This window comes from Terriglobia bacterium (assembly GCA_020073205.1).
In the GTDB taxonomy this organism is placed as follows: domain Bacteria; phylum Acidobacteriota; class Polarisedimenticolia; order Polarisedimenticolales; family JAIQFR01; genus JAIQFR01.
In genome coordinates, this window is sequence record JAIQFR010000028.1 from 23,492 (window position 1) to 41,880 (window position 18,389).

Sequence of the window (18,389 nt, forward strand, 5' to 3'; positions counted from 1 at the left end):
GTTGTAGACCTTCACGAGGTCGCGGATGTCGACGAGTGCCTGGCTCAAAACATCCTGCCCCCGCCCGGCGGTCGCGAGCTGTTCTCGGCCTTCGCGGTCGCCTGGCCCACGACGATCTTGTCGCCGGGCTGGACCTCGCCCTCAGAGATCTCCGTGAACTTCCCGTCCGAGATCCCGACCCGCACCTTCGCCGCCTTGATCTCGTTCTTCCCGGCGAGGAGGTAGACCGTCTGCATCCCTCTCCCGCCGTGCGCTCCCATCCCGCCCTCGAGCGCCGCGGCGGCCCCCTCTAGCCCTGGCCTCCGCTGCGCGGCCTGCGCGATGCGCTGCTCCGGAGACGCTCCGCCCGCCGTCCCCTGGGCGCGCGCGCCGCCGGACGCCCCCGGGGCCCGCTCGCCCGTGGCCGAGGCGCTCTTGGCATCGCCGGCTCCCTGGGTCGGACGGAACCTGAGCGCCGCGTTCGGGATCCTCAGGACATTGGCGACCGTGGCCACCTCGATGGTCACGTTCGCGGTCATCTGGGGGCGGAGCTTCCCGTCGGGATTCGGGACCTCGACGATGACCGGGTAGGTGATCACGTTCTGGTTCGCGGTGGCGTTCAGCCGGATCTGCGCGATCTTCCCCCGGAACTCGTGCTCCGGGTAGGCGTCCACGCTGAACCGAACCGGCTGGCCGATCTGCACGCGGCCGATGTCCGACTGGTCCACGTCCGCCTGGACCTGCATCTTGGTCAGGTCCTGAGCGATCGTGAACAGCGTCGGCGCCTGGAACGACGCGGCGACCGTTTGCCCGACGTCGTACTGACGGGCGACCACGACCCCGTCGATCGGCGAGGCGATCTTGGTGTACTCGAGGTTCGTCACCGCCTGTGCCAGGGCGGCCTTTGACTGCTCGACCTGGGCTTCCGCCGCCTCGAACCCGGCTTTCGCAGCGTCGTAGTCGGACTGCGACGCGAGGTTGTCCGCGAGGAGCCGCTCCTGCCGGTGGAACGAGATTTCCGCCGCCCGCATCTGGACCTCGTTCTGGAGCAGGTCCGCGCGCCGCTGCTGCACCATCGCCTGGAAGTTGGTCGGGTCCAGCTCGGCGAGGAGCTGCCCCTTCTTCACGTTGCTGTTGAAGTCGGCGTGGAGGCTGGCGATGATCCCCGAGACCTGGCTCCCGACCTGCACGGTCGTGACCGCGGAGATCGAGCCGGTGGCGGTCACGGTCATGGTGACGTCCCCACGGCCCACCGTCTCGACGCGATACTTGTCCTCCCCCTGCTGCTTTTCCCGCCGCTTCACGTAAAAAATGACGGCGCCGACGGCGACGACGAGGACCAGGAGCCAGAGCACCCAACGGAGCTTGCGGTTCTTTGCCATAGCGTTGTTTTACGACCTCGTGGGAGAAAGGTTATTCTTGCGCCTCCGAGTGCATTCACGCAAGCCCGCCCGGCCTGCGCCGGCGGCCCGCGGGGGAGGGACTTTGAGCGCCTGGATCGTGGGGGTCGCCGTCTTCGTCCTCGGGGCGGTCCTCGGTGGGATCGCCGTGGGTCTGGCACGCGCGCGCTCTCTCGAATCGCTGCGCGCCGAGGCGGCCTCGGCGCGCGAGGCGCTCGCGCGGGCGGAAACGGACCTCACGAACGAGCGGAAGACCGCGGCCGAGCAGCGCGCGCAGTCGGACCGTCTCGAGACGAGGTTCCGCGACGCGTTCTCCGCTTTGTCGGGCGAGGCGCTCCGGAGCAACAACGAGGCGTTCCTGCAGCTCGCGAGGCAATCGCTCGAGAAATTCCAGGAGTCCGCCCACGAGGACCTGGCCGGACGCCAGAAGGCGATCGGAGACCTCGTGGGACCCGTCCAGGAGGTCATGAAGGGAGTCGAGACCAAGCTCCAATCGATGGAGAAGGAGCGCGAGGGCGCCTACCGCGCCCTCCGCCAGCAGGTCGAGACCATGGCCTCGACCCAGGAGAGGCTCAAGACCGAGACGGCCAACCTGGTGCAGGCGCTGCGCGCGCCCTCGGTGCGGGGGCGCTGGGGCGAGATCCACCTGCGGCGGGTGGTGGAGTTGGCCGGCATGACCGAGCACTGCGACTTCGAGGAGCAGGTGAGCGTGCGAACCGAGGACGGCCGGCAGCGCCCCGACCTCGTGGTCCGCCTCCCGGGAGGGAAGCGGATCATCGTGGACGCGAAGGTCCCCTTGAAGGCGTACCTCGAGGCCCAGGAAGCGGCCGACGCGGGAGCGCGAGAGGCGAAGCTCGCCGAGTACGCGCGGCAGGTGCGCGATCACGTCGTGCGACTGGGCGGAAAGAGCTACTGGGACCAGTTCCAGGACGCCCCGGATTTCGTGGTCATGTACGTCCCGGGGGAGGCGTTCTTCTCGGCCGCGCTCCAGGCGGACCCGGAGCTCCACGACTTCGGGTTCACCCGCAAGGTCCTCCTGACGAGCCCGACCAACCTGATCGCCATCTTGAAGTCGGTCTACTACGGCTGGCAGCAGGAGAAGGTCCGCGAGAGCGCCCAGAAGATCCGGGACCTCGGCATGGAGCTCTTCGACCGTCTGCGCGTGATGGCCGAGCACCTGAACAAGGTCGGCACGGGCCTGGGCCAGGCCGTGGACGCCTTCAACGAGGCCGCGGGTTCGTTCGAGCACCGCGTGCTGGTCCAGGCCCGGCGGTTCAAGGAGCTCGGCGCCGCGAGCTCGAAGGAGCTTCCCGAGGTCGAGCGGTTGGAGCGCAGCGTGCGCGCGCTCGCGCCGACGGAGGACGAGACGCCGCGGGAGCCCGGCGGAAAGGATCCGGTCTAGCCGGAGGCGGCCAGCCGCCGGAGCTCCCGGACGACGAGGCGGCCGTAAGCCCTCGGGCGCGAGTACGCCCCCGAGTGGCCTGAAAGCCACATGACCGTGACGCGCGAGCCGGGGATCGACGCGGCGAGCCGCCGCGCCCCTCGCGCCGGCGCCACCGTGTCCCATGCCCCGACGATCATCGAGACCGCGATCCCGGACTCGCGACGGGGGAGGCGCGGGCCCTCGCCGCAGAGGAGACGGAGCTTCTCGAGGATCGTCGAGGCCGGTGTCGCCGCCTCTCGCGACGCCCTGACGAGCCCCGGGACACGGACGAGCGTCGAAGGGAACACTCCCTCCCACGACATGAGCAGGTTGAACGCGACGGCGAAGAGCACCGTCGTCGCGCGCTCCGGATCCCGTCGCGTCGACGCCCACCGGACGAGGGCGGCGTGCGGGCGCGGGAGCCTCCCGGGCTCGGGAGGGTGGCAGAGCAGGAGCCCGGCCACGCGCTCCGGACGACGGGCGGAAACCGCGAGCGCGACGAGGCTTCCGAACGAGGTCCCCCACAAGACCGCCCGATCGCTCCCGAGCGCGTCGAGCCCGCGGACGACGTCGCCCGCGAGGGTGTCCCAGGTGATCGGACCGGGCGCGGGGTCGTCGGAGCGGTCGCCGGTGGTGTCGAGGGCGGCGACGCGAAAACCCGCCTCCGCGACGCGCGCCATCTCCTCGGCGTAGAGCCCCGTCCCGCCGGCGATCCCCGCGAGCTTCACGACGAGCGGCCCGTCGCCGCCGGCGGAGAGCTTCATCGCGCCCCCTCTGTTATTCTCCGTTCCGGGAAGGGCGACGCATGGAGAGCGCGAACGACGGGCCGGACCTCACGAGGGTCCGCTTCGTGCTCGTGGGGCCGCAGTCGGGCGGCAACGTCGGCGCGGCCGCGCGGGCGCTCAAGAACCTCGGTTTCTCCCGGCTCGACCTGGTCGCCCCCGAGTGCGATCCCCGGGGGGAGGAGTCGCGCAGGATGGCGGTGGCGGCGGAGGACCTCCTCCGGCTGGCCCGCGTCCACGAGACCCTGGACGCCGCCCTCGACGGCGCGGGGGCCGCGATCGGGACGAGCCGCCGCGAGGGGAAACAGCGCCGGCCGCACTACCGCCTCGACGCCCTGGCGCCGGAGCTCGGCCGGCTCATGGCGGCGGGAGATCTCGCGTTCGTGTTCGGCCGGGAGGACTCCGGGCTCACCGACGCCGAGCTCGACCGCTGCACGCACCTCGTGCACTTCCTCGCCTCCGATGCGCTTCCCTCGTACAACCTCGCGCAGTCGGTGCTCGTCGCGGCCTACACGCTCCGCCTCGCGCTGGAGGGGAGCACCGCCGCGGCGGCCCCGGAGCCGCTGGCGGACCACGCGTCCCGCGAGGCGGCGTTCGTGCACCTCGAGACGGCCCTCCTCGCCATCGGCTTCCTCCACGAGGATACCGCGGAGGGGATGATGCGGCGGATCCGGCGGATCCTCGGCCGGGCGGACCTCACCCCGGGCGACGTGCAGGTGGTTCGGGGCATCGCGAGGCAGGTGCTTTGGCTCGCGCGCACCGCGGGGCTCAGCACTCCCGCGGAAGACGAGCCTGAGCACCCCTCCGGGCTCGGACCCGACGAGGAGTGAGCGGTGGACGCGGCGGCGCTCACCCAGGCCCTCCTCCAGCGAGCCCGCGATGAGGGGTTCGACGCCGCCGGCGTGGCGGAGGCGCGATCGCTCACCCGCGACGCGGGCGCTCTCGAATCCTGGCTCTCGCGGGGGTTCCACGCGGCGATGGGCTGGATGGCGAGGAGCCCGGACCGCCGCTCCGATCCGCGGAAGCTGATGCCGGGGTGCAAGAGCGTCGTGTGCCTCGCGGCGAACTACGGCGCCGGCGAGCCGGCGGCGCCTCTCCCGGAGGGGCGCGCCAAGGTCGCGCTCTACGCTCGTCGCCGGGACTACCACGGCGTTCTGAGACGCCGCGCGCGGCGGCTCGCCGCCTGGCTCGAGGAGACGACGGGCCATCCCGCCCGGGCGTTCGTGGACACGGGACCCTTGCTCGAGCGCGCGTGGGCCGAGGCGTCGGGTCTCGGCTGGATCGGGAAGAACGCGAACCTGCTGACGCGGGAACGGGGATCCTGGCTCCTCCTCTGCGAGATCCTGTCCGCCGCGCGCCTCGCGCCGACCTCGGGGCCGCACGCGGAGTTCTGCGGGACGTGCAATGCGTGCCTCGACGCCTGCCCCACCGGGGCGATCGTCGAGCCGGGAGTCGTGGACTCGAACCGGTGCATCTCCTACTGGACGATCGAGCACCGCGGCCCGATACCGGAGCCGGTCCGGCCGGCGATCGGCGAGTGGATTTTCGGCTGCGACGACTGCCAGACCGTCTGCCCGTGGAACGTGAGCTTCGCGCGCGCGGTCGAAGGGGGGCCGCTCTCCGAGCGGGACGATCTTCGTGGCCTCGATCCCGAGGAGGTGCTTCGCATGGACGAGGCGGCGTTCAGGCGGCGCTTCTCCGGCACCCCTCTCATGCGGGCGCGGTGGGACGGGCTGAGGCGCAATGCCTGCGTCGTCCTCGGGAACCGGCGTGATCCCCGGGCGCTCCCTACGCTTCGCGAGAAGCTCTCAGACCCCGATCCGATGGTCCGATCCCACGCGGAGTGGGCGATCGGGAGGATCGAGGAGAGCTCGAGAGCGCGGCCAGGTTCGGGATCGGTGGACTCATAATCCGCTAATCCCTGGTTCGAGTCCTGGTGGGGGCATTCTCAGGCTTGTCGGCCAGGCGCGGCTTCCAAGTTACTTAAACACAAGCACATAGAATCGACTCCGTCGCCATCGCATCTGGATCGAAAGCGCGAAGTTGTCCGCTTTGACCGCTTGTCCTTTTCTAAGGGACGATGTATTTTACAGGACATGAGAACTCGCCCCGTTGACCCGTTCGAGCCCTACCTCGCCCGTCTTCGCGAGCTGCCCTTCGTGCGAGGCGCGACGCTTCGCGCGCCCGGAGTCCGAGGTCGCCATCGGCGACTCGACGGCATCGTTGTCGTGAGGACCCCTGACGGCGAGCACGAACTGCCGGTGGAGTTGAAGCGGACGTACCTGACGTACGCGACAGCGGATGGCGTCCTCGCGCAGATGCAGGCGATAACGACGAAGGCCTGGATCCTGTTCGCCCCCTACATCCCTCGTCCCCTTGGCCAACACCTCGCGGAACACGACGTCAACTACATGGACCTCGCCGGGAACTGCAGGTTGGTTCTCGGCCATCGATACGTGGCTCACGTCGAGGGGCGAACCCGCGAAAGAGCTGCGGAAGAACGGCGTGGGCTGCGCGTTCCTGGTTACCAGGTGCTCTTCGCGCTCCTGGCCGAGCCCGCGCTGTTGAACGCGACGGTCCGGGGCCTGGCCGATGCCGCAGGAACGGGAAAGACGGCGGCGGCCGAAACACTTCGGCGTCTGCAAGACGAGAACCTGATTGCGGAGGTCAAGGGACGCCGGTTCATCCTCGAGACGAAGGTGCTGCTAGAGCGCTGGATCGCAGGGTACGCGACGCACGCGCGTCCGCGCCTCCTGATCGGAACCTACCGGACGGCGGACCGTGATCCGGAGGCGCTCGAGCGACACCTCGAGGAAGCGCTCGGGGAGAAGCTCACCTGGGGATTCGGCGGGGGCGCGGCCGCCGCACGTCTGGTGCGCGTCTATCGGGGCGAGCGGACCGTCGTCCATTTGGAGCAGGCTCCGCTCGATCTGCAAAAGCGCCTCCGAGCCCAGAGAGCCGACGACGGTCCCCTCGTTCTGCTGCGTGCGCCGGGACGAATTGCCTTCGACGGGGTCAAGCCCCGAACCGTCCATCCGCTCCTGATCTACACGGAGCTCCTCGTAGCCGCCGACCCCAGGGCACGCGAAGCGGCCAACGAGGTCTGGGATCGACACCTCGGACACTTGCGATGAACCCGTTCCTTCCCGACGAGGTCGAAGCGCTGAGCGCGCTCGGTCGAACCTGGCCGAACGCGAAGATGGTGGTACTCGGCGCCGCCGCGCTCCGCTGCTCCATGCCGATGTCCTGGCGCACCACGGAAGATCTCGATCTCTCGGTCGCCGCGAGCATCGAGGACGCGACTGCCGCCCTTTCCCTGCTTCCGGGATGGTCCCCGGATCCCCGCCAGGAGCAACGCTGGCGCACCCCTGCCGGCATCGCGGTGGACATCGTTCCGGCGAGCACCGAGGCCTTGGCGCGGGGGTACGTCGAGTGGCCGAGGACCGGCTTCCGAATGAGCCTGCTCGGAATGCGGCTGGCCTTCAGGCACGCCGTCGCTCTTCGCCTCGCGGCCGATCTCGAGGTGCGCGTGGCTCCGATTCACGTCATCTCCGTGTTGAAAATGGTCGCCTACATGGACCGTCCGGAGGCCCGCGAAAAGGACCTCGGGGATCTTGCACACATCATGTACAGGTACGTCGGCGATGATTCGGATCGACGATTCTCGCTTGAGGTACCCGACGACCTGACGGAATTCGAAAACGTCGCTCCGTACCTCCTCGGGCGAGATGTCGGCGCGGTCGTCGATCCCGAAGAGCGCCGGAGGATCTTGGATTTCATCGCCACGATCGACGACGATGCGCGGGGCCCTCAGCTCCTGGCACGCATGTCCATCCTGGGGCCCTTCGCGTGGAGAGATCCCGATGCAGTGCTCGAGAGGATTCGCGCCTTCCGATGCGGAATGGAGGAGCGCTAGCCGCGCCGCAAGCTGGATTCAGAGGGCGGTCGTCGACTTTGATCCCGTGCCTCGCCCCGCGGTACCGCTCGGTTCGAGATCGGGATTCTGACCGTACTCTACGCAAAGTCTACGCAACAGCATGGAAACGGTGGACACCGGTGGAAGCTGTGGACAAGAAAATGGGCGCCGTTTCCGAAAAAGCTCGAAACGGCGCCCTCGAAATTTTCCCTCACAATCCGCTGGTCGAGCCCTCTGGACGCGGCGGGCGCAGCAGCGCGCACGCGATTCGTTGGACAACCCGAGCGCACCCTCGGCTCATGGCATGCACGGGGGGACGAGAGGACATCCGGGGCGACGTTCCGCACGCGTGCTACCTCGGGCCCGGTTGATCGGCCCATCGCGCATCGACCGTCACGATCTCGATGTCCACGGGCATCGAGGCGTCTCGTCCGAAGTAGCGGTCCAGTTCTTTTGACTCCAAAGCAACGTCCCGCGAGCTCGCCAGTTCGAGGTGGCCCCTGGTCGTCCCGTCCGGGGGAGGAGCCTCGAGGACGGTCAGGGTGCGTTCTCCACTCTCGGTGAAGACGGCGTGGGCCCGATCTTCGCTCTCCCAGTTCGTGTCCGTGAAGAAGAAGAGGATTCGACTCGCAAAGGCGAGATGGAACTGGACGACGGGCCGCGCGGACCCATCGGGCAACAGCGCCGCCACGACGGCGAGAGGGAGCGGCGTGGTTTTGCGAAACCGTCCCACAAGAGTGAGTCCCGCGATCCACCGTGTGCCTTCCTCGGCGCCTCGAGCCAGTACCGCGGTGACCTCCTCGCCGTCAGGTCTGAAGGTCACGCAGGTTCGACGGGCAGTCGAGCGATGGTGTACAGCGGAAGGCCGCGGCTCGACGGGTCCCCGGCTCGACTCCCGGTGGGAGCATCGCACCGCGACTCGCGCCGGGATGAGCGCGCTTGACCCAACGGGCGGTTCACTGTACAGTACTCCTGTACAGATCATGGAGGCGGCCGCACCGTGGCCAACCGTACGACCTACACCCAGGCCCGGGCCCGGCTCGCGAGCCTGTGCGACCGCGTCGCCGAGACGCGCGAGCCGTACGTGATCGAGCGGAGGAACGGCGAGAACGTCGCCCTCATCTCCGAAGCGGAGCTGAACGCCCTCCTCGAAACGGCGCACCTCCTTCGCTCGCCGAGGAACGCCGCGCGGCTGGCCTCCGCCCTGGAGCGCGCGCTCGAGGGCAAGCCCGCACCGTCCACGATCGCGGAGCTGCGGCAGAGCCTCGGCCTTGACGACCCGGACCTCTAGCGGGCTCCACGGCCGGCGCCTCGCCGTGTTTCATCTCGAGTTCCGGGAGGATCTCCGGTTCTGGGTGCGTTCCGAACGGGCGGTCGCTCTTCGCATCCTCGAGCTCGTCGAGGCCGCGCTTCGCGACCCGTTCGAAGGGATCGGAAAGCCCGAGCCGCTGCGCTTCTACCTGCAGGGGTGCCGGTCGCGACGCATTACCCAGGAGCACCGACTGGTCTATCGGGTGACCGACGAGCGAGTCGACTTCCTTCAGGCGCGGTACCACTACTGAACCTGCCTGCGCGAGCCACCTCGGTTGGCCCCTCGCGAACCCGGGACCTATATTCACCTCATCACAGGGCGAGCGGGGGATGTGACCGTCCGCTGAAGGGAGCGACATGGCCGCGGGTCGCAGCGCGTCCGAACCTCAGAAGAAGGGCGCGACGGGCGGGAGGCGCGAGAGGCGCGTCATCCTGCGGGCACGGGCCCGCCTCCTGGTTCGGTTCGGGATCGCCGCTCCGGAGAAGACGGGATTCACGAAGAACGTCTCCGAATCCGGCCTGTTCGTGCACACCAACCAGGTCTTCGAGCCCGGCACCACGATCCAGCTCAAGGTGCAGTTCCCCGACGGCCCCTTCTCGTTCTGGGGGCGGGTGATGTGGGCCAAACAGGTCCCGCCGCAGCTCGCCCACCTCCTGGATTGCGGCATGGGGATCCGATTCCTCGAGCCCAGCCCCGAGTGGCTCGCCTACTACGAGAAGTGGAAGCGCAAGTTCGGGCTTTGACCGGGCGCGCGCCGCCCGAGGCCCGGCAGTAGGTGTTGAAGGATCGTGCCAGCGTAACCCTCGGTGCCGGCTGGGTTTTCCGGATCGATAGGGATCAGGACAAACCACCATATGTTGTGGTACGGGACTTTGAACGTCCAATACTTGGTAGTTTCAGCACTTTCCGTGCTTGACAAGGCCGGGGGCTCGCTGGTATTTCTGAGCGCGCTTTTCGCTCGTTCCGGACAGGGGGCGGTGAGGATTCCGGGAACGGCCTAAAATCAACGTTCAGCGAGCCGCATTCGCCTCGGCTGGGGCGTGGCGGACGAGCCGATTTGGAGGGTGATCCGATGCTCCAACCCGAGTCGCGATCCTCGAAGGACGACCGCACGAACCCGGTCGCCGGAGACGTCGCTCCCGGTGCCGCCGACCGCGTTCCCAATCCTCGAGACGGACTCCGGATTCCGCGGCGATTCACCCGGCCGGGAGTTCATCCTTACGAGGAGATCGACTGGGATCGCCGGGACGCGGTGATCTCCAACGAGCGCGGCGAGGTGACCTTCGAGCAACGAGGGGTCGAAGTCCCGCGGTCCTGGTCCCAGCTCGCGACCAACGTGGTCGCGCAGAAGTACTTCCGGGGTCAGCTCGGCTCCCCCGAGCGCGAGTACAGCGTCAAGCAGCTTCTCGACCGGGTGGTCCGAACCGCGGCCCGCTGGGGACGCGACGGAGGGTACTTCGCCACCGAGGCGGATGCCGAGGCGTTCGAGGCGGAGCTCTGTCACCTCCTGCTCCACCAGATGCTGTCGTTCAACTCGCCGGTCTGGTTCAACTGCGGGGTCGAGGAGCACCCGCAGGTGTCCGCCTGCTTCATCAACTCGGTCCAGGACACGATGCAGTCCATCCTCGGCCTCGCGAAGACCGAGGGGATGCTGTTCAAGTACGGCTCCGGCACCGGTTCGAATCTCTCGACCCTCCGCTCGAGCCGCGAGCCTCTCGCCGGCGGCGGGACCGCGTCGGGCCCCGTGTCGTTCATGAAGGGGTACGACGCGTTCGCCGGCGTGATCAAGTCGGGCGGGAAGACGCGCCGCGCGGCGAAGATGGTCATCCTGAACGTCGACCACCCCGACATCGAGGACTTCGTCGCCTCCAAGGCGGACGAGGAGAAGAAGGCCTGCGCTCTCATCGACGCGGGGTACTCCGGCGAGTTCAACGTCCATGGCGGCGCCTACGATTCCGTCTTCTTCCAGAACGCGAACCACTCGGTGCGCGTCAACGACGAGTTCATGCGGGTGGTGCTGAACGACGGGGAGTGGCAGACCCGCGCGGTGACCACCGGCCGGGTCATGGGGACCTACCGCGCGCGGGATCTCATGCGGCGGGTCGCCGACGCGGCGTGGACCTGCGGCGACCCGGGCATCCAGTTCGACACGACGATCAACGCGTGGCACACCTGCCCCAACACCGCGCGGATCAACGCGTCGAATCCCTGCTCCGAGTACATGTTCCTCGACGACTCCGCCTGCAACCTGGCCTCGCTGAACCTGATGCGCTTCCGCCGGCCCGACGGGGAGTTCGACGCCGAGGCGTTCCGTCACGCCGTCGCCGTGGCGATCACCGCCATGGAGATCTGGGTGAGCAATGCCTCGTATCCGACCGATCCGATCACCCGGAATTCCCTCGAGTACCGGCCGCTGGGGCTCGGGTACGCGAACCTCGGCGCCATCCTGATGTCCCGGGGGCTCCCGTACGACTCCGAGCCGGGCCGGGCGTACGCCGCGGCGATCACCGCTCTCATGTGCGGCCACGCGTACGCCACCTCCGCGCGGATCTCCGCGAAGGTCGGGCCGTTCCCCGGCTACGAGCGGAACCGCGAGCCGTTCCTCGGCGTGATGCGCAAGCACCAGGCGCACGCCGACGGCATCGACCCCCGGCTCGTCCCCTCGGACCTCCTCTCCGCGGCTCGGAGCGCCTGGGCGGACGTGGTCACCCTCGGAACCGAGCACGGACTCCGCAACGCGCAGGCCACGGTCCTCGCCCCCACGGGAACCATCGCCTTCATGATGGACTGCGACACCACCGGGATCGAGCCCGATCTGGCGCTGGTCAAGTACAAGAAGCTGGTTGGAGGCGGGCTCTTCAAGATCGTGAACAACACCGTGCCGCTCGCCCTCAGGAAGCTCGGGTACGAGCACGACACGATCCAGAGGATTCTGGACTACATCAACGATCGCGACACCATCGAGGGGGCGCCGGACGTCGCGGCGGAGCATCTCCCGGTGTTCGACTGCGCGTTCCGCCCGGCCAACGGCGAGCGGTCGATCCACTACATGGGCCACGTCAAGATGATGGCGGCCGTGCAACCGTTCATCTCCGGCGCCATCTCGAAGACGGTCAACATGCCGGGGACCGCCACCGTGGAGGAGATCGAGGGGACCTACGTCGAGGCCTGGAAGCTCGGGCTCAAGGCGATCGCCATCTACCGGGACGGCTGCAAGCGGACCCAGCCGATGTCGGCCGGGAAGGAAAAGGAGATCGAGAAGGCGGTCGCCGCCGCCACGCACCTGAGGAGGCGGAAGCTCCCCGACACCCGCAGGTCCATCACGCACAAGTTCTCCATCGCGGGATACGAGGGGTACATCACGGTCGGCATCTACGAGGATGGGAACCCCGGGGAGATCTTCATCACGCTGGGAAAGGCCGGATCGACCCTCGCCGGCTTCGCGGACTCGTTCGCGACGGCGATCTCCTTCGCGCTCCAGCACGGCGTCGAGCTCAGGTTCCTCGTGGACAAGTTCACCCACGTGCGGTTCGAGCCTTCGGGGTTCACGGGGAACCCCGAGATCCCGCTGGCGCAGTCCATCGTGGACTACGTGTTCCGGTGGATGGCCCTGCAGTTCCTCCCGAAGGAGGACCAGCCCGCCCGGGCGGCGGCGGTCAACGGGACCGAGATCGAGCCCGACCGGAAACGGAGCGCCGCCCTCGAGGAGCGGGAGCACGAGGTGTTCGTCCGGCAGGCGGACGCGCCGCCGTGCTCCGACTGCGGCCAGCTCATGGTGCGCAACGGTGCCTGCTACGTCTGCGTCAACTGCGGCGCGACCAGCGGGTGCTCGTAGCCGTCGGCGACGAGCAGCAGCAATCCGCCCCGTCCCGGCCGCGGCGCGGGATCATCCCGGATCGCGCGATCGAGTCGTGCCGCGACCTCCCGGGCGAGCGGGTCGGTGAGCGCCGCGCGGTCGGCCACCAGCACCAGCGGCCTCAGGCTCGACGACTCCAGGAGGAATTCGGCGACGCCCCGCGCGGATGCGCGCAGCAGCTCGGGGTCGGGCCGGCCGCCGCTCCCTTCGCGCGCGCGGTCCCACACCGGGAGGCCGCCGAGGAGCGCGAGGGGGAGCCCGCGGAGCAGACGGTGCCGCTCCACCAGCGCGCGGGCGTCGGCTCCCCGGTCGAGGAGGAGCGCGAGGACCGCGCTCCCGAGGCCGGAGCGCTCGCCGGGACGCAGCCGGTGCACCGCGAGGCCGTGGATCCCCGCCAGGACCCGGGCTTCCCTGAGGAGCGACTCGGCGCCGCACGATGACGCGGGGAGGGCGATCCGCCGCCGCGCGCCGAGCCGCGCCGCGTCCACCGCGAGGCGCAGCACCGCCCGCTCCGCGCGTCCCGCCATCGGCCGCGGCACGGCGGCGCGAGGGGCGCACCTCCCGCCGAGCGCCAGGAGCGCCTCGACCGCGGAGCGGGGCCGCTCCTCACGATCGCGGGCGATGAGCCGAGCGATGAAGCGCGCGAGCCTTTCGGGGAGCCAGGGGGCGGCCTCGCGCGGGTCGGCGCGCGCGCCCTCGAGGTGCCATCTCAGGATCTCTCCGGGAGCGTCGTGAGGCGCCGGCATCCGGCCCGCGGCGAGGTGGTACAGCAGGATCCCGAGACCGTAGAGATCAGCGCGGCCGTCGAGGGGCTCCCCGGTCAGCGCCTCGGGGGCCAGGTACGGGATCGATCCGCTCACGCGCCCCGGCACCCCCGTGCGTCCCGCCTCGACGGCGAGTCCGAAGTCCGTGATCTTCACCCGACCCGGAGGCCGTCCCGCGGCCCGGACCAAGACGTTCCCCGGCTTGACGTCGCGGTGCACGAGCCCCGCCTCGTGAACGTGGGCGAGCGCCGACAGCACCTCGCGGGAGAGCCCCTCGAGGGCCTCCGCGCTGGCCCTCCCGGGCCGGATCACGCGATTCACGGGAAGCCCCTCGAAGTACTCGAGCACCAGATAGGGGCGGCCCGACTCGATCGGGCCGCCCCTCGAGCGCGAAAGCTCGAGCGCCGCCACGATGTTCGGGTGCGCGAGGCGCGACCACGCCTCGAACTCCGCCGACAGCGGGTGGGAGGGGCCCGCGGGCTCCCGGTCGTCGAGGACCTTGAGAGCGACGTGCCGCCCCTCCACCCGGTCGAACGCGCGATACACGCTCCCCATCCCTCCGCGGCCCAGGCTCTCGAGAAGGAAGAACCGGTCGTCGAGGACCGGGGAAGCGTCGGCGGCGATCGCGGCCAGGCTCATGGCGCCGGCGAGTCTAGGGCGCTCGCCGCGCCGCGATCAATGGCCGGAGCCCCCCGGCGTTGCGCGCCCGGGCCGCGGCCGGTTGTCTCGCGGCAACCCCCGATGTAGGCTCGCCGCGGAGGATCGCATGCGCCGCCTCGTCTCGACCGTATTCCTGCTCCTGGTGCTGTCCGCGCGCCTACACGGCGCTGCGGCGAAGGAGCCCGCTCCGCCTCCTCCCGACCGTGCGGCCGCGCTCGCGGAATCGCTTGCTTCCCGCCTCGAGGGGCGTACCGTCCGCCTTGGGGACGGCACCGAGGCGGCGGTGCTGGGACCCCCGGGCGCGGTCCTCTCGAGCGAGCGCGTCGCGACCTGCGTGAAGACGCTGTTCGAGGCGGAGGGGTGGCCGTCGAGCTGGCTCGTGGTCCAGGACGTGGAGCGCCCGTTCGACCTGGTGATCCACGTGGTGCTCGCCGAGGGCGGATCGGTCCTCCCGCCCGACGTGATGTTCGCAGCGACCCGGCGCGAGTGGGACGCCGACGCGCTCGAGACCGCGGTGAGGGAGGCCACCGGGCGCAAGCCTCCCCGCGAGAAGACCCGCAGCGTCGTGATCCAGCGCTTCACGACGCGGGTCGTCACCACCTACGTCTACGAGCCGCCGAAGGGCGCGAAGGAGGCGGGCGGCCTCTCGGCGCTCCTTCCGGAGGGAGCGATCCTCCGCGACGCGCGGAACGTCGATCTCGGCGACGGCCTCCGCCACACCCTGGCGCTCGTGCTCTTCAGCGCACGGTTCGTCCCGTCCGACTGCGCGTCGTGCGCCGCGCACCTGTTCGGGCACGCCGACGCGGCGACCAAGGTCGAGCTGGTCCTCGCGGGGGAGAAGGGGCTCGAGGACACGCTCGACGTCACCTCCAGCCTCAAGGGGGTCGGCCACGAGCCGCTGGTGCCTCGCTTCGCCTGCCGGGAAGACGACGCCGGGGCCGCGGCGGCCGCCCGGAGCTACGAGGAGCGCTTCTCGACGCGAGAGCCGGTGCGGATCGTGGACGTCAAGGATCTCAACGGCGACGGCCTCCCGCTCGAGGTCTCGCTGCCCGCGGAGTTCCTCGACTGCGGCCGGCACACGTCGGTCGTGATCGGGGTCGATCCCCGGGAGAGGAAGTTGCGGATCCTGTTCGAGCGGATGGAGCGGGACGCCGCGCGGTGACTCGCGGACGGGGCGGGCGGCGGGGCCAGGGGCCCGCGCCGGCGACGACGCGGGGAGAAGGGGGGATTCGCGTGACCGATCCGGGACGGGAGGCGCTCAGGAGGGCGACGAGCGAGGTGCTCGAGAACCAGCTCGGCGACAACGATCCCCCCGAGACCCGCGAGACGTACGAGAGGCTCCTGGCCGAGGGGATCGCGGATGGCGAGGCGAGGCGGCTCCTCTCCGCGATCATCGCGGTCGAGATCTTCGAGGTGATCAAGGAGGGCCGCCCGTTCGACCGGGACCGCTTCGTGGAGCGCTTGAGGCTGCTCCCGAAGCTGGAGTTCGACTGACGGTCCGGCCGCATACCCGCGGCGACGGACCGATCGCGCCTAGCCGGCCAACGCCGGGGTCAGGTCCTCGAGGCCCTCGACGCGCCGGACCAGTTCCTCCGCGGAAGCGCCCCACGCGAGGAGCGGGACGGGGTTCAGCGTGTGGAGATCGTGGTGGGACTCCTCGAGATTGCCGTGGTCGCTGACGACCACGAGGCGGCACGAGGACAGCTCGAGCGATCCGACCACCGCGTCCACCAGCTCCTCGGCGCGTCGCGCCTGGGCCAGCCGGTCGGCGGGGCTTCCGCGATGCCCCGCGACGTCGGTGAGGAAGTACTCGTAGAGCACCAGGTCGTGCTCCTCGACGAGGCGTGAGAGGATCTTCGCGGCGCGGCCCGGCTCGTGGGCGGGGGCGCCGAGGGCGCGTCCCGCCTTGGTGTCGCCCGCCCAGTCGTGGAAGAGCGCCTCGCCCCGGCGCCCCTCCTCGTGCAGCATCCGGAACGGCACCCCCGACGCGCGGACCATCCGCGTGGTCGCCGACCACCGCGGTCGCCTGGCCTCGAGATGGCCTCTGGTGTAGGCGTTGGCGAACGTCGGCTTCCGCCCGCCGCGGACGAGCCGCACGAACAGCGACTCGCGCTCGAGGACGCCGCGGAGCGAGGGGCCGGGGACGCCCGAGACGTGCCGGCCCACGAGCCGCGCCGCGTTGACCCCCGTGAGCAGCGTCGTCTGCCCCGTGGCCGACTGGGGCAGGCCGGGGACGCCCAGCGTCGCGTCGAGCGCCCGGGACGAGCAGGAGGGATCGGGCGCCCGTCCCGCGAGGAGGGAGAGGCGGCGCGCTCCGACGGCGGCGAACGGGTTCGCCTCCGGGTCGTCCCGTCCGATCCCGATCCCGTCGAAGAACAGCAGCAGCGTCCGCACGGCGACCATCGTAGGCGCGACGCGCCACGCCGGCGAGCGGCCGCGCGACCGCGCAGGGGATGGTATTCTCGGTGGATGGGCGCCGAAGCGGAACACGCGGACGATCCCACCCGCCCCCACGAGGAGTCGGCGCTGGTCGCGCGGCTCCGCGCCGGCGACGACCGCGCCTACGAGGAGCTGGTCCGATCCCACGGAGCGATGATGCTCGCGGTCGCCCGCCGCATCCTGAGGAGCGAGGAGGACGCTCGCGACGCGGTGCAGGAGGGGTTCCTGGCGGCGTTCCGCGCCCTCGGCACCTTCGAGGAAGAGTCGAAGCTCGGGACCTGGCTCCACCGGATCGTCGTCAACTGCGCCCTGATGAAGCTGCGGTCGCGCCAGCGCCGTCCCGAGGAGCCGATCGAGGACCTGCTGCCGAAGTACCTCGAGGACGGCCACCAGGCCGACCCGGCCGTGGCCTGGAAGGCGTCGGCGGAGGAGCTCCTGGGACGGCAGGAGAGCCGCGACCTGGTCCGGGCGTCGATCGCGCGGCTCCCCGAGCCGTACCGAAACGTCCTCCTCCTTCGCGACATCGAAGAGCTGGACACGGAAGAGACGGCCAGGCTCCTGGGGGTGACCGAGAACGCCGTGAAGATCAGGCTCCACCGCGCGCGCCAGGCGCTCCGCACCCTGCTGGATCCGCACCTGCGAGAAGGCGGTCCGCGATGACGTGCAGGGAGTTCGCCGGTTTCATCGCGGCGTACCTCGACGGCGAGCTCGAGGTCCGGCAGCGGGAGGAGTTCGACCGGCACATGGCCGTCTGTCCCTGGTGCGTCGCCTACCTCGAGACCTACCAGGAAACGGTGCTGCTGGGGAAGGGGGCGTTCTCCGATCCCGGCGCCGGGGTCCCCGAGGAGGTACATGGCGCAGGCACCGGCATCGCGCAGCAACAGGTTCAGTACCGGCAGGTTGTAGCAGAGAGTCTTGCCGCTGGCCGTCGGAGTCACGATGACGACGTTCTTCCCGGCTTCGATGCGATCGAACGCGTCCGCCTGGTGGACGTAGAGGCGTGCGATTCCGCGCCGTTCCAGCGCCGCCCGCAGACGGGCATCGACCGTGACGGGAATATCCGCGAAAACGCCATCCGCCGCCGGTTGGTGGTGAATGGCGCGAACCGGCGAATCCGGCTCCTGGTGCGCGGCCCGATAGCGGGCGACAACGGCGTCCAAAGAGGGTTTGGAGGAGAGTGCCAACTCCTGGGAGAATTCCGGGAATCCGAGCGAGAGATCCATAGCCGGCCCTTCGCCTTTTCTTTGCTACTTACAACGTAGCCTATTCGAATTCCGGAAACAAGGCCGACGAGGGCGTCGGCCGCGGTCCAGGGGGACCGCCCCACGGAAACTCACTACCCGACGGCGAGGCGATTGCGCACGAATTCGTAACGCTCCAACGTCGCAGCAACCTCGAAGCCACGGTCCTTTTCCACGATGATGTGCGTGGGCGCCGCTCGCAGGACCTTACCCACGCAACGAAGTTGCACGGGTTGCGGACATTCGCGATTGAGGGTGATGATGTACTCGATCGAGCCGCCCAAGTCGGGTTCCCGGTCGGAAGTGAAGAGCACACCAGTGGAACTAATATTCTTGGTTCTACCGGCGAGCGCTGTGCGCACGGCACCCTCGCGAGTAATCGAAAGCGGCAATTCCAACTGGAATCTCCGCGTTCTACGCTGTTCCATGGAGATCGTCTCATGCTAAGTCGCGTAGCCCACTTAGTCAATAGATCGAATAGCCGAAAGCAACGGTGCAACGTACTAGTACACCGCCCGGTGAGTTCTCCATCTTAGTCCTGCCTGCCCGGGCGGCCGGGACTTCCTCGGGCGGCCCGAGCAGGAATCCTCCGGAACCTCAGTCTCTACCTCTCGAAC

18 protein-coding genes, 1 tRNA gene and 1 pseudogene are annotated in these 18,389 nt (G+C 69.6%); 13 read left to right on the forward strand and 7 right to left on the reverse strand.

Annotated elements, in window-relative coordinates; all coding sequences use genetic code 11:
• Window positions 1-44: 44 nt before the first annotated feature.
• Window positions 45-1,361: an efflux RND transporter periplasmic adaptor subunit gene (locus LAO51_08015; protein ID MBZ5638689.1), complete on the reverse strand. Its 1,317-nt coding sequence runs from the start codon at window positions 1,359-1,361 to the stop codon at window positions 45-47.
• Between the two features lie 103 nt (window positions 1,362-1,464).
• Between LAO51_08015 and LAO51_08020 the strand changes: the two genes are divergently transcribed.
• Window positions 1,465-2,781 carry a DNA recombination protein RmuC gene (locus tag LAO51_08020; GenBank protein ID MBZ5638690.1) on the forward strand — a complete coding sequence of 439 codons (1,317 nt, stop codon included), beginning with the start codon at window positions 1,465-1,467 and terminating at the stop codon, window positions 2,779-2,781.
• Here the strand turns inward: LAO51_08020 and LAO51_08025 are convergent.
• Window positions 2,778-3,566: an alpha/beta hydrolase gene (locus LAO51_08025; GenBank protein MBZ5638691.1), complete on the reverse strand. Its 789-nt coding sequence runs from the start codon at window positions 3,564-3,566 to the stop codon at window positions 2,778-2,780. The genes LAO51_08020 and LAO51_08025 overlap by 4 nt on opposite strands.
• Window positions 3,567-3,607: 41 nt before the next feature.
• On the opposite strand from LAO51_08025, the gene LAO51_08030 reads away from it, so the two are divergent.
• From LAO51_08030 to LAO51_08050, 5 genes are all read left to right on the forward strand, one after another.
• The gene (locus LAO51_08030) at window positions 3,608-4,414 is read left to right on the forward strand and encodes a hypothetical protein (protein MBZ5638692.1); all 807 of its coding nucleotides are present in this window, start codon (window positions 3,608-3,610) and stop codon (window positions 4,412-4,414) included.
• A 3-nt stretch (window positions 4,415-4,417) separates the two neighbouring features.
• A complete protein-coding gene (queG, locus tag LAO51_08035; GenBank protein ID MBZ5638693.1) occupies window positions 4,418-5,494 on the forward strand; it encodes a tRNA epoxyqueuosine(34) reductase QueG in 1,077 nt (358 codons plus the stop codon).
• A tRNA-Ser gene (locus tag LAO51_08040) sits at window positions 5,467-5,529 on the forward strand. The genes queG and LAO51_08040 overlap by 28 nt, the downstream gene beginning before the upstream one ends.
• Window positions 5,530-5,680: 151 nt before the next feature.
• Window positions 5,681-6,718 carry a hypothetical protein gene (locus tag LAO51_08045; protein ID MBZ5638694.1) on the forward strand — a complete coding sequence of 346 codons (1,038 nt, stop codon included), beginning with the start codon at window positions 5,681-5,683 and terminating at the stop codon, window positions 6,716-6,718.
• Window positions 6,715-7,500 carry a hypothetical protein gene (locus LAO51_08050; GenBank protein ID MBZ5638695.1) on the forward strand — a complete coding sequence of 262 codons (786 nt, stop codon included), beginning with the start codon at window positions 6,715-6,717 and terminating at the stop codon, window positions 7,498-7,500. The genes LAO51_08045 and LAO51_08050 overlap by 4 nt, the downstream gene beginning before the upstream one ends.
• Before the next feature lie 352 nt (window positions 7,501-7,852).
• Here the strand turns inward: LAO51_08050 and LAO51_08055 are convergent, their stop codons facing one another.
• The gene (locus tag LAO51_08055) at window positions 7,853-8,323 is read right to left on the reverse strand and encodes a hypothetical protein (protein MBZ5638696.1); all 471 of its coding nucleotides are present in this window, start codon (window positions 8,321-8,323) and stop codon (window positions 7,853-7,855) included.
• Window positions 8,324-8,500: 177 nt separating this feature from the next.
• On the opposite strand from LAO51_08055, the gene LAO51_08060 reads away from it, so the two are divergent.
• From LAO51_08060 to LAO51_08075, 4 genes are all read left to right on the forward strand, one after another.
• Window positions 8,501-8,791 carry a type II toxin-antitoxin system prevent-host-death family antitoxin gene (locus LAO51_08060; GenBank protein MBZ5638697.1) on the forward strand — a complete coding sequence of 97 codons (291 nt, stop codon included), beginning with the start codon at window positions 8,501-8,503 and terminating at the stop codon, window positions 8,789-8,791.
• Window positions 8,772-9,062, forward strand: a complete 291-nt coding sequence (locus LAO51_08065) for a Txe/YoeB family addiction module toxin (protein MBZ5638698.1) — start codon at window positions 8,772-8,774, stop codon at window positions 9,060-9,062. The genes LAO51_08060 and LAO51_08065 overlap by 20 nt, the downstream gene beginning before the upstream one ends.
• Window positions 9,063-9,168: 106 nt before the next feature.
• Window positions 9,169-9,555: a PilZ domain-containing protein gene (locus LAO51_08070; GenBank protein MBZ5638699.1), complete on the forward strand. Its 387-nt coding sequence runs from the start codon at window positions 9,169-9,171 to the stop codon at window positions 9,553-9,555.
• Between the two features lie 329 nt (window positions 9,556-9,884).
• On the forward strand, window positions 9,885-12,647 hold the full coding sequence (locus LAO51_08075; protein ID MBZ5638700.1) for a vitamin B12-dependent ribonucleotide reductase: 2,763 nt from the start codon (window positions 9,885-9,887) through the stop codon (window positions 12,645-12,647).
• Here LAO51_08075 and LAO51_08080 read toward each other — a convergent pair.
• Complete coding sequence (locus LAO51_08080) at window positions 12,605-14,071, reverse strand: serine/threonine protein kinase (protein MBZ5638701.1); 1,467 nt, start codon at window positions 14,069-14,071, stop codon at window positions 12,605-12,607. The two genes, LAO51_08075 and LAO51_08080, sit on opposite strands and share 43 nt — an antisense overlap.
• A gap of 127 nt (window positions 14,072-14,198) precedes the next feature.
• Between LAO51_08080 and LAO51_08085 the strand changes: the two genes are divergently transcribed.
• Both LAO51_08085 and LAO51_08090 read left to right on the forward strand, forming a co-directional pair.
• The gene (locus LAO51_08085; protein ID MBZ5638702.1) at window positions 14,199-15,254 is read left to right on the forward strand and encodes a hypothetical protein; all 1,056 of its coding nucleotides are present in this window, start codon (window positions 14,199-14,201) and stop codon (window positions 15,252-15,254) included.
• Window positions 15,255-15,325: 71 nt separating this feature from the next.
• Window positions 15,326-15,586: a hypothetical protein gene (locus LAO51_08090; protein ID MBZ5638703.1), complete on the forward strand. Its 261-nt coding sequence runs from the start codon at window positions 15,326-15,328 to the stop codon at window positions 15,584-15,586.
• A gap of 39 nt (window positions 15,587-15,625) precedes the next feature.
• On the opposite strand, the gene LAO51_08095 is transcribed toward LAO51_08090, so the two are convergent.
• The gene (locus LAO51_08095) at window positions 15,626-16,486 is read right to left on the reverse strand and encodes a peptidase (GenBank protein MBZ5638704.1); all 861 of its coding nucleotides are present in this window, start codon (window positions 16,484-16,486) and stop codon (window positions 15,626-15,628) included.
• Window positions 16,487-16,561: 75 nt separating this feature from the next.
• Here LAO51_08095 and LAO51_08100 point away from each other — a divergent pair, with 75 nt between their 5' ends.
• A complete protein-coding gene (locus LAO51_08100; GenBank protein ID MBZ5638705.1) occupies window positions 16,562-17,191 on the forward strand; it encodes a sigma-70 family RNA polymerase sigma factor in 630 nt (209 codons plus the stop codon).
• 185 nt (window positions 17,192-17,376) lie between these two features.
• On the opposite strand, the pseudogene LAO51_08105 reads toward LAO51_08100, so the two are convergent.
• Together LAO51_08105 and LAO51_08110 are read right to left on the reverse strand one after the other, a co-directional pair.
• Window positions 17,377-17,754 (reverse strand): annotated as a pseudogene (locus tag LAO51_08105) (DEAD/DEAH box helicase).
• A gap of 113 nt (window positions 17,755-17,867) precedes the next feature.
• On the reverse strand, window positions 17,868-18,170 hold the full coding sequence (locus LAO51_08110) for a hypothetical protein (protein MBZ5638706.1): 303 nt from the start codon (window positions 18,168-18,170) through the stop codon (window positions 17,868-17,870).
• Between the last annotated feature and the right edge of the window lie 219 nt (window positions 18,171-18,389).